Source organism: Rhizobium sp. GN54 (assembly GCF_021026345.1).
In the GTDB taxonomy this organism is placed as follows: Bacteria; Pseudomonadota; Alphaproteobacteria; order Rhizobiales; family Rhizobiaceae; genus Mycoplana.
This window is the reverse complement of the sequence record NZ_JAJNCZ010000006.1, coordinates 54,505-65,337: the sequence shown is the minus strand read 5'-3', so window position 1 is coordinate 65,337 and position 10,833 is coordinate 54,505. Positions and strand designations below refer to the sequence as shown.

General features: G+C 67.1%; 8 protein-coding genes. All 8 read right to left on the bottom strand.

The window, feature by feature from the left end:
* Positions 1-23: 23 nt before the first annotated feature.
* The 8 genes from LQK81_RS16825 to LQK81_RS16790 all read right to left on the bottom strand — a co-directional run bounded on the left by LQK81_RS16825 (position 24) and on the right by LQK81_RS16790 (position 10,786).
* Positions 24-944, bottom strand: coding sequence for an FAD:protein FMN transferase (locus LQK81_RS16825; protein ID WP_230807526.1), 921 nt, complete (start codon positions 942-944; stop codon positions 24-26).
* Between the two features lie 3 nt (positions 945-947).
* A complete protein-coding gene (locus LQK81_RS16820; RefSeq protein WP_230807525.1) occupies positions 948-1,529 on the bottom strand; it encodes a nitrous oxide reductase accessory protein NosL in 582 nt (193 codons plus the stop codon).
* Entirely contained in the window at positions 1,526-2,347 is an 822-nt protein-coding gene (locus LQK81_RS16815) for an ABC transporter permease (RefSeq protein ID WP_230807524.1), read from the bottom strand. Before LQK81_RS16815 ends, LQK81_RS16820 begins: the two co-directional genes overlap by 4 nt.
* Positions 2,344-3,297, bottom strand: coding sequence for an ABC transporter ATP-binding protein (locus LQK81_RS16810; protein WP_230807523.1), 954 nt, complete (start codon positions 3,295-3,297; stop codon positions 2,344-2,346). Before LQK81_RS16810 ends, LQK81_RS16815 begins: the two co-directional genes overlap by 4 nt.
* Complete coding sequence (locus LQK81_RS16805) at positions 3,263-4,591, bottom strand: nitrous oxide reductase family maturation protein NosD (RefSeq protein WP_230807522.1); 1,329 nt, start codon at positions 4,589-4,591, stop codon at positions 3,263-3,265. Before LQK81_RS16805 ends, LQK81_RS16810 begins: the two co-directional genes overlap by 35 nt.
* A gap of 3 nt (positions 4,592-4,594) precedes the next feature.
* A complete protein-coding gene (gene nosZ / locus LQK81_RS16800) occupies positions 4,595-6,520 on the bottom strand; it encodes a TAT-dependent nitrous-oxide reductase (protein WP_230807521.1) in 1,926 nt (641 codons plus the stop codon).
* 20 nt (positions 6,521-6,540) lie between these two features.
* Positions 6,541-8,697 (bottom strand): NosR/NirI family protein, encoded by a 2,157-nt coding sequence (locus LQK81_RS16795; RefSeq protein WP_230807520.1) that lies wholly within the window; start codon positions 8,695-8,697, stop codon positions 6,541-6,543.
* Between the two features lie 478 nt (positions 8,698-9,175).
* The gene (locus tag LQK81_RS16790; RefSeq protein ID WP_230807519.1) at positions 9,176-10,786 is read right to left on the bottom strand and encodes a copper resistance CopC/CopD family protein; all 1,611 of its coding nucleotides are present in this window, start codon (positions 10,784-10,786) and stop codon (positions 9,176-9,178) included.
* Positions 10,787-10,833 lie beyond the last annotated feature (47 nt).

Here is a 10,833-nt window from a genome sequence, read left to right as displayed (position 1 = left end):
GCCGGTCAGGCACGTCGCTTCAATCAGGTGCTGGCTTCGAGACGCGCTTCCTCGAAGCGCTCGATCATGGCGGAGATCGATCCGGCGTCAGGCATCAGGCAGGCGGCCGTGGCCAGCGCGTCGGCAATGGCCGCGGAGGGGGCGGAGATCGAGACTGCGCGCCAGCGAGAAGGTCCCGGCATGCCGGTGGCGGGGTCGAGGATATGGCCGTCCTTTCCGCTCTGGTCGAACGTCGTGCCGAGGGGGGCGGACGTGGCGAGCGCCCGCTGGCGCAGCACCAGGCGTTCGCCCGTCTCCAGGCGCACCGGCCATCCCTCCCCCGGGTTGCTCTCCGGCCTGCCGCCGAGCGCGCGGAACTCTCCGGTATCGATCAGGATGTCGGTCAAGCCTTCGGATTCCAGGAGCGTGGCGACCCGGTCGGCGACATAGCCCTGGCCGATGCCGTTCAGTGTCAGGGCCATGCCGGGCCGCAGGACGATCGCCGCGGTGTCGAGCTCCACCTTGTCCCAGCCGGTCCTGCGCCGCACCTCTTCGATCGCCGCCGCATCGGGTCGCCGCCCGTCGGCGGCGGATTGCGCCCAGAGCGCCCAGAGCGGCTGCACGGTCGGATCGAACCGTCCGCCGCTGGCCCGATGCACCGCACCCGCCAGCGACAGGCACTCCAGCAGTTCGAATGGCGGGGCCGAGAGATTCCCCTCGCGGTTCAGCCGCGAGAGCGCGCTGTCCGGGCGGTAGAGGCTGAGAATGTCTTCCAGCCGGTCGATCTCGGCCATGACCCGGGCGGCGATGGCCTCGCCATCGGGATGGTCGAGGCGGATCGAGGCGCGCGCACCGAGCGCCTGTCCGGTCCAGAGGCGGGCGGTCCCCCGATCGGCACGGGCGACGGCGGGCAGGATGGCGAGAACCGCGGAGATCGCAATCAGGCGGCGGCGGGTGATCGTCATGGTTCAGCCTCCGGCTGGATGGGACAGGATTTGCAGGCGGTCGCGGTAGTCTTCGTCGCCGGCCTCGCGGTCTTCACCGGTCTCGACCGGCACAAGCACCATGTCGTCGGTGATATCGGTCAGCGCCAGCACACGGCCGCCCTCGGTCCGGGCGAAGGCCTCGGCCCGCTCCCGGCTGGAGAAGGGCACGGTTTCCGGCGCCCCCATGCCGCCCTCCCGCGCCGAGCCGACCACATAGAAGGCCGCATCAGCGGCGATCCAGTTGCCCTCGCCCGGCTGGTCCCATGTCGCCCCCGCCGCACCCATGTCGTTGACGTAGACGGCGAGGATCGGCGCGACCTGTTCGGGTGCGCGGGCATAGGCGATGACGTCGCGCACCTGGCTGAAGAACAGCGGGGCGGGATAGCCATCCAGAAAGACCTGCGCCTTGGGGCCGGGATGCTCCAGAAGGTTCATCTGGCAGTAGTGGCCAAGCGTGTCGGGCGTCATGTCCTGCGGCGTGAGGTTGCGGCTCACTTCCTCCTTGCAGGCGGAGATCAGCGCCAGCGCGGCAAGGAGCAGGGCGTGGCGAAGGCGTTTCCTCATGGAGTGACTCTCCGGAAAGCGGCGACGGCAAGCGCGATGGCGGCGAGCGGCCAGACGAGAAGCGAGGCGGCCGATTGCCAGAGCGGGATCGCCCCGGCCGCCCCGCCGATGCCGCCGGCCGCAGCGACCGCCTCGGCCGCCGAGAGATTGAAGACGCGGAAGGCATCGGCCGGATTGGCAAGCAGGGCCAGGGGCAGCGCCTGCGTGGTGAAGGTCCCGCCGCCATCGGAGACGATCAGCGCCAGCAAGGCGAGATCGTAGAGAACCACCGCCACCAACCAGAGGGCTATGGCGAGCCCTGCCGCCCCGGAGGGCCGCCGCGCCAGCGAGGAGAGCGCGTAGCCGGCACCGAGGAAGGTCGCACCCAGCAGGACCGAGGACCAGATCAGGCGCCAGAGCGAGCCCAGGCCCTGAAGCGCGCCGGGATCGGACCAGACAGCGACGAGCGCTGCCGCGCCATAGCCGAGGGCGGCCGCAAGGCCGAGGATGGCGAGATGCGCAACGAGCTTGCCGAGCAGGATCTGCAGCCGCGAGACCGGATAGGTCAGCAGCAACGGCAGCGTGCCGCGCTCCACCTCGCCGGCCACCGCGTCGAAGCTCATCAGGAGTGCCAGGAGCGGCACCAGATAGACCGCGAGCGAGGTGAGCGAGGCGACGGTCACCGACAGCCGGTCCACGCTGACATCGCCGGTCGGCGCGGAACCGGCGGCGGCCAGCACCAGCGCGAAGAGCACCATCATGCCGGTGGCGATGGAGACCCAGCGGTTGCGGAGCGCGATGCGGAACTCGCAGATCGCCGTGGCGAGAACGCCGCTCATTGCCCGTCCCTCCGGCTGAAATGGCTGTAGATATCCTCAAGGCTCGGCGGGATCACGTCGAGGTCGGCGACCGCGGTCCCGAGCGTGGCGATGCGGGCGAGGAGCGGCAGCTTTTCGGCCTGCGTGCAGGCAAGGCGCAGGAGACCGTCCCCGTCCTGCGAGCCTTCGGGAAAGGCCATCGCCAGCCGTGCCGCATGCCCGGGCGCGGGGCGGACGAGAAGGCTGACGGGGAGTGCGGCGCGGGCGCGAAGTTCGGCGAGCGTGCCTTCCGCCACCAGTGCGCCGCCGGAAAGAATGAGGATGCGGTCGGTTCGCGCCTCCACCTCGGTCAGCACGTGGGAGGAAAGCAGGATGGCGGTTCCCTCGGCGGCAAGCCCGTCGAGCAGATCGTAGAAGTCGCGCCGCGACACTGGATCGAGGCCGGAGGTCGGCTCGTCCAGCACCAGGAGGCGGGGGCGGCCGATCAGTGTCTGGGCGAGACCCACCCGCTGGCGCATGCCCTTGGAATAGGTGCCGATCCGCCGCCGCGCGGCAGACGCAAGACCCACGCGCGCCAGGATCTCCATCGCCTGGCGCGGATCTTCGCCCCGCAGCGAAAGATAGTGGCGGACCTGCTCCTCGCCGGTGAGCGCCGGGTGGAAGGCGACGTTTTCCGGCAGGTAGGCGACGCTCGTCCGGGCGGCGGGCGAGCCGGGGCGCGCGCCGCAGACCGAAACCTCGCCGCTGTCGAACGGGATGAGTCCGAGGACGATTTTCATCATCGTCGATTTGCCTGCGCCGTTATGGCCGAGCAGGGCCGCGCGCTTTCCCGCCTCCAGCGTCAGCGAGACCTGCTTCAGCGCCTCTACGGCCTGAATGCGCTGCCTTCGTGCCTTTCCGAACGGAAAGCCGGCTTCGGCCCTCCCCGGAAAGGCCTTAGTGAGTCGAGAGATCGTCAGGGTCGGTGTCATCGTCATTTCCTTCGGTCCAGCGGCCGGCGGCCTCTGCCTCATGGGCGAGGATTTCGGGCGGGACGGAGATGGTCAGGGGGCGCATCAGCGGCGCGCTGTCGCGCACGCCTCCGGGCAGGGTGGCGGGAAAGTCCCGCTGGCTCCAGCGCACGAGCTGCACGGCGGGCGAGCCGATGAGCAGGCTTGCGGCCGGTTGCGACCAGAGGATCTGGTCCATCAGGTCGTTGGGTCGGTAGAAGCTGTCGGCGATGCCGTCGCCGTTGAGGTCGAAGGCCGGGTGGTCGGACCAGAAATTGCCCTTCCCCTCATGGCTCCACTCCATGTTGCGGGTGCCGACATATCTCACCTGCTCGCGATTGGCGATGAAGGCGTTGCCGGTCAGCACGTTCTTCTCCGAGCCGGCGGTGAAATGAATGCCGATGCCGCAACCCTCGAAACGGTTGTCCCAGATGAGGTTCTTGTGGGCGTTGTAGATAAACAGGCATTTCTTCGTGCCCCCGCGCACCAGATTGCCGGTGACGTCGGCATTGTTGGCATAGTTCAGCATCAGCCCGTGCTCGCGGTCGCCGAGGCTGAGATTGTTGAGGATCTTCGCCCGGTTGGAGAACATGATGGCGAAGCCGAGATGATTCCCGACCGAGACATTGCCGGAGACCTCGGTGTTGCGGGTGTACATGAAGTGCACGCCGAAACGCAGGTCGCGCATGATGTTGCCGCGATAGACGCTGTCGGCGCTGGCGTTGGAAAAGATGCCGTCGCGGCCGTAGCGGATGACGTTGCCCTCCAGCAGCGTGCCGGGGCTGTTCCAGACATAGATGCCGTTGCCGCGTTCGTTCATGTGCCGGCTGTTCAGGCCGACGATCTCGTTTTCCCTGACGATGGCGTCACGGCCGCCATGCACGTCGATGCCGTGCATGTTGCCGGTGACGAGCAGCCTCTCGATGCGGGCGCGGTCGGCGCCCTGGAGGATCTTCACCCCTGCGTCGAGGTCCTGGTTCACGCGGCCCGACCCGGTGACGGCAAAGCCCGTGAGGGTCACGTCCGGCGCGGAGATCGTCACTACGCTGCCCTGGCCCTGCCCGTCCACCACCGCCCCGCGCGGGCCGGCGATGGTGAGCGGCCGGTCGATGGTGACGGGGCCGGCATAGGTCCCGTCACCCAGTTTCAGCACATCGCCGGGCAGAGCCCCGGCGATGGCAGCCGCAAGGCTGCCCTCTCCCGGCATGACCTCGCGCTCCGCCGCGGCAAGCGGCGAGGCGAGAAGAAGGCCGATCAAAAGGGCGAGCAGGCGCATCGATCAGGCTTCCTTCGGTTCCACGAACATGCGGCCGCGCATTTCCATGTGCAGGGCATGGCAGAACCACTGGCAATAGTACCAGTAGACGCCGGGGTTGGCCGCAACGAAGGTGACCGAGCTCGTCTGCTGCGGCCCGATCTCCATCGCCACGCCATGGTTGCCCATGGTGAAGCCATGCGTCAGGTCGTCGATCTCGTCGAGGTTGGTGACGATCACCGTGACCTCGTCGCCTTCCTTCACCGTGAAGCTCTCAAGGCTGAAACTCGGCGCGACCGAGGTCATGTAGACGCGCACCTTGTTGCCGTCGCGGATCACGGCATCGGCCCATTCGTCGATATTGACGCCATCGGCGTCGGCCTGCTTGCGGGTTTCGGCCCAGAGCGGGTCGTTCCGGTCCCAGACCGAGCGGATGTTCGGCAGGATCGAAGGCGCGACGGCGATCGCGTCATGCGGCTCGGCGAAATTCGGGCCGTCATGCACCAGCACCATCTTGTCGCCCGAGATATCGATGAGCTGGTCGTTCTCCGGCTTCAGCGGACCGACGTTCAGGAACCGGTCCTTGGAGAACTTGCAAAGGCACACCAGCCAGTCGTTGGCGGCATCCAGCGTCTCGCCCATGACCGTCTTCAGGTGGCCCGGCTGGTACTGGACGTCGAGCTTGTCCTTGATCGGGTCGATCTTCTCGCCGGCATAGGCGCGGATGGCCTCCTCGATGTTCCACTTCACCACCTGGCTGTCGAGGAAGAGCGACGTATAGGCGTTGCCGCGCCCGTCGAAGGCGGTGTGCAACGGTCCGAGGCCCAGTTCCGGCTCCGCCACCACCGCGCTGCGCGGTTCGGCATTGTCGTAGAACAGCGCGTCGAACTTCGTCACGTCCAGCACGGTGACGGTGGGCGAGAGCTTGCCGGCAACGCACAGGTGCTTCTTGTCCGGCGCCATGTTGCAGCCGTGCGGGTTGTTCGCGATCGGGATATAGCGGGTGAAGAGCGACTTGGCCTCCTTGCGGCCGTCCAGCACCTTGACGCCGTTGATCTCCTCGTACTGGCCCGCTGCGATGGCCTTCTCGATCTCGGCGAGGTTGAAGACGACGACATGATCCATCTCGGACTTCGTCATCTCCTCCAGCGTCATCCCCATTTCCGAGTTGTAGCTGGTCGAAAACGCCCACTTGCCCTCGTAGTCGGCTTCGCAATTGTCGAGGTTGCCCGAAACCTTCACCTGCCAGGCCACATCCCATTTGTCGGCATCGACGGCGGTGAAGATGTTCACGTAGGTCGAGACGTCCGTCATGGTCGAGCCGTCATTGACGAGCGGCGCCTCGTCCTCGCCGTTGCAGAACACGTAGTTCGAACGCGGCCATTTCTGCGGGCGCATGCCGTGAATCCCCTTGGCATTGGGAATTTCCAGGATGGCGTCGGTCTTCATCACATCGCAGCGCACGCGCGCCACACGGGTGTTGGCCTTGTCGTTCATGAACAGGAAGCGACCGTCGTACTTGCCCTCGGTGAAGGACATGTGGACATGGTGCAGATCGCCGTTGTCGTGGATCTGCTTGCCGTTGGCGGCGAGCTGCTTCTTCGTCTTCTCCGACATCGTGCGCTGGTGGATGCGGATCGATTCGTTGGTCTGCCCCCAGCCGGTGGCCGAGCAACGGTTGAACACCGGCACCCGCATCAACTCACGCATCGAGGGGATGCCGAGAATGCGCATCTCGCCGGTCTGGCCCGAGGACCAGAAGCCGTAGTAGTCGTCCAGCTTGCCGGGCGCGACCGAACCGTCGGCCCCGGCGGCACGGGCAGGCGTGGCCAGGCCCGCAGCTCCGAGGCCGAGCGCCGCCGGGCCCATCGTGCCCGCCAGAACGGCAGTGCCTGCCGTGGCGCTGAAGAGAGCACGGCGGCTCAGCCCCTTGTTGTCCTTCGATTCCATGATCGGCTTTCCTTCCTTTGTTAAACCTTGGCTGCAGGTTGGTGGATCGGAGCGCCACCAGGGCTCGCCGCTAGCTTGGCCCGCGATTTCATCTTCTTGATCACGACGGGGCAGACGGTTTCGGACTGGTAGAGCACCTGGCAGTGCAGACAGTTGATGCACTCGTTCGGGTTGATCTCGCCGGTGCGGTGGATCGCCTGCACCGGGCACTGGTTGGAGCAGGTCTGGCAGGGGTTTCCGCATTCGTGGTAGCGCTTGAGCCAGTCGAACATGCGGATCCGTGCGGGGATCGCGAGCGCGGCACCCAGCGGGCAGAGGTAGCGGCAATAGAACCGCTCGACGAAGAGCCCGGCGACCAGCAGGGCTGCGGCATAGGCGACGAATGGCCAGGCGCGGATGAACTTCAGGATGATCGCCGTCTTGAACGGCTCGATCTCGGCCAGATGCTCGGCCTGCTCGACGCTGATCAGGGACACCCCGAAGAGGCCGAGGAAGATCATGTACTTGATCGGCCAGAGGCGCTCGTGCAGACCCCAGGGCAGCGTCCATTGCGGGATGCGCAGCTTGCGCGCGATCTGGTTGGTCAGTTCCTGCAGGGCGCCGAAGGGGCAGAGCCAGCCGCAATAGGCGCCCCGCCCCCAGAACAGCAGCGCGGCGGCGACGGCGAACCACAGGATGAAGGTCAGCGGGTCGAGCAGGAAGGCCTGCCAGCTGAAGCCGTTCACGAGGCTGCCGAACAACGCCATCAGGTTGACGACGGAGAGCTGCGCATTGGCGTACCAGCCGAGGAAGACCAGCGTCGCCGTCAGGAAGGTCATGCGGAAGATGTAGAAGCCGCGGGCGCTCCGAACCGCATAGGTCTGGAAGAAGAACACGCCCGTAAGCACGACGAGCATCGACGCCAGAACCCCGATCTTCAGCTTCGAATCCTGCCAGATGCGCCTCCACAGGTCTGTCTGCGCACTCCCCTCGTCACGATCGGCGACGGCAGCGACTTCCTTTACCGGCGGGGCGACGGCGCGCAGGTATTTCTGCGGCAGTTGGTAGGCGAGATCGAACGTATGGAAGACCTTCTCGATCGGCCCGACCTCGCGATGCGCCAGGAGCTGGATGCGAAAGGGCTTTGCCGGATCAAAGCCGACATTGGCGGGGATGCGAAACAGGTCCATCTCGGAGAATTCCGGCGCGCCCGCAAGGGCGATGCCTCCGAGGCGGCGATGGTCACGGTCGCGGAAGCGTACGGAGATATCGTCCTGGATCAGCACGATGCGGTCGAAGATGCCGCCGCGCACGTAGCCGGACCCCTTCAAGGAATAGAGCCCGCGTCCGAACAGGGCGACGGCGTTCTCTCCCGCGCCCAGCCAGCCGCGCAGGTTGGCTTCCTCGGCCTTGCCGAGCAGGGCCGCGCCGATGGAGGGCACCGAGACCAGCGCCGCCTGCATGTCGATGAAGGTGGTTTGCGGTGCTTCCGCAATCGCCCGCTCGCGGCTGCGCTCGTCGGGATGGTCGGCGAAAGCGGCATTGACCTGTGCCACGTCCAGCGACAGCCGGCGCAGCGTCCCGTCACCTTCGGCCTCGACCCAGTCGGTCGGCGGGGCGGCTTCGGGATCGATCTCGAAGCGCGGGCCGGCATTGGCCGCTTCCGGGGCGAGCCCGCCAAGGCCGAGCGCCCGCGCAACCTTCAGCCCGGACCGGACGATCGAATCGTCGATCACCATCACCGTCACCGTCGCGCCCGAGATGATGTCCACCTCGTGTGCCGTGCCACCGGATTTCGCCTCGGCGAGGAGATCAAGGCCGGCATAGCCTTCGACCAGCGCCTTGACCTTCGCCTCCGGGATGCCTATCAGGACGATCGGCTCGGAGTGCTTGACCAGACGGACGCCGACGATCTTCGCATCCTGGCCCACGGCCACGAGCGTATGGATCGGCTTGCCGGAATAGCCCGTCGTTCCCACGAAATCCGAGGTGACGAAGACCCAGGCCGCCGTCTTTCCGTCCTTCAGCACCGGCGCCACCGCCAGGTCTTCGCGCACCGGCCCGAAGCCTTCGGCGCCCGGCACGATATCGGCAGCCGTCACGGTGGGCAGATACTCCTGCAGCACGGATCGCGCGCTGGCGGAGGCCGTGAAGCACAGGCTTGCGCAGAGCAGAAGAAGGAGACGGACGAGCTTCATTGCAGGACGTTCCTGCAAATCGCGGTCGCACTGTCGGCGCGCTTGCGCGACGGGCAGGGCGCCGACAGGAAAGGATGCCCAGTCCTGAACAGCATCGCTGCGCCGCGAACGGAATAGGCGCCGCGCAACGGCTCCGGTCCGCTGTCCCTTCCAGGATGCCGAAAGAACTCCCTACCCTTCATAGCCCCGCTGTCCCTTTCCAATGTCCCGACCAATTCGTGGCCGGAACTTAGCGGGGCGAAGCCGGAAGGGTTTGCGCGAGATCAAGGACCGGGACGGTTCATGGCGCGCATCGCCGACGCAAGAAACGATTACGGATCTGTTCTGGACCGCAACGTGGCTGCATCGGCCGGGCTTTGAGCGTTGTTCTCGATCTCAATTGACGTTTGACAAGACCTGCGACATTTGCGCCCAGGCCACGCTTGCGGAACCGGGCGTGGCCACGGGAACGTCGATCTCGATCATCCTGGCCGTCAGGTCATGGCTGCACCTCGATGGCTTCCTGCAGCCGCAGGAGTTCGAAGTCGCCGACCAGAACGTCGATCCGCACCTGCCATTGACCGGCCAGGGGGATGACGACATCCCGGGCCTTCCACGTACCGTCCGTCTGCAATTGGGCTTTCCTGCGCATCGGCTCGACGCCTGCCTGCGCGTTCGAAAGAACGAAGGTGACCTCCTTGGCATTGAGCGGGTTGAAGTCGGCGCCAAGGAGCACAGCCGAAATCTCGACCGGCCCGGCACGCCCCGGAGCGACCGTCACCTCCACCATCGCCTTGTCGGAATGGATATGGACGGTGGCCGGTTGGGCGGCCGCGACGGCAAGCGCGCGCGGCGGCGGCGTGAACCGCCAGGTCGCGGCGACCGCGAAGATCGCAACGACGATCAGGGTCTCGACGACGACGGCCCGGAAAAGCCGGCGCACGGCCTTGCGCCCCCCCCGCGCCGCAGGCCCGGTGAGCATCCAGCGATTGACGGCGACGAGGCCGAACAGAACCGCCAGCAATCCGGTCTTCGCCAGGAGCACGTTGCCATAGGCTGTGGAAAGGAGTGCAGCGGGCTCGCGGACCTGGATCACGGCCAGCAGCAGGCCCGCCAGAACGAGAAGGGCGACACAGAACGGGATCAGCCGGGAGAACCGGCCGAGCGCCCGCCGGCCGGCATCCTTGTCGCGTCGCAGGGCGGACGCCAGCGGCAGAAGCGCGCCGACCCAGATCGCGATCGTCAACGCATGGACGAACACCGCCGGTCGCGTCAGCCATTGTGGAGCGGCCGCGCTCGCATGTCCGCTCAAGGCCAGCGCAACGCACCCGGCAACGAGCGCGGCAAGGGACGCCGTCCGGTTCAGCACCGCCGATCCGGATCGCCCCGCCACGACGGCGAGGCAGAAGGCCACCGACAGGACCGCGACGGTCGCGCCGAAGCTCGTTGCGAAGCCGGCCTTCCACACGGCCGGATCAAGGAGGCCGGCAAGCGGCGCACCGAGGGCATCGAGGCCCTGCAGACCGAGGGAGAGGACGGTCGCGCCGAGACCGGTCCACGTCGCCGCTCCGACAAGCCGGGGGCCGCCGCCCTCATTGACGATCAGCCAGCGCGCGGCGAAGACGCCGCCGATGCCGAAGCAAAGGCCGGCATACGTCACGACCTTGGCCAGCCACAGCGCGGAGCGCACCGGCCAATCGATCGCTTCTGCTGCCGCCTGCGGCGCGGTGCCCGGCGCGCCGATCGAAAAGATCGTCGACCCCGCGACCGGATGCCCGTCCTCTGACACGACGCGCCAGGTCAGCACATGGGTCCCCGGCCCGAGATCGTCGGGCGCGGCGATCTCCAGCGTTGTGTCGCGAAGGACGAACCCGTCGAGTGCCCTCGCCTGCCCGTCGGGCAGGATGAGCTTCAGCACCAGCGGCGAAACCGGCTCGCTGAAGGACAGCGAGAGCGTTTTCGGTGGTGCCCCCACGACCGCCCCGTCCGGCGGGACCGCCGCCGTCAGCGACGCATGCGCCAGCGCCATGCCGGCCAGGCAGCACCAGAGGATGCCGGCCAGGAATGCCACGATGCCGGGCCGACCAAGGCTGCGGTTGGGAATGAGCACGAACAATCTCCGCGTGACGGGAATGGCCGGCGCCCGAGAGGCGCCGG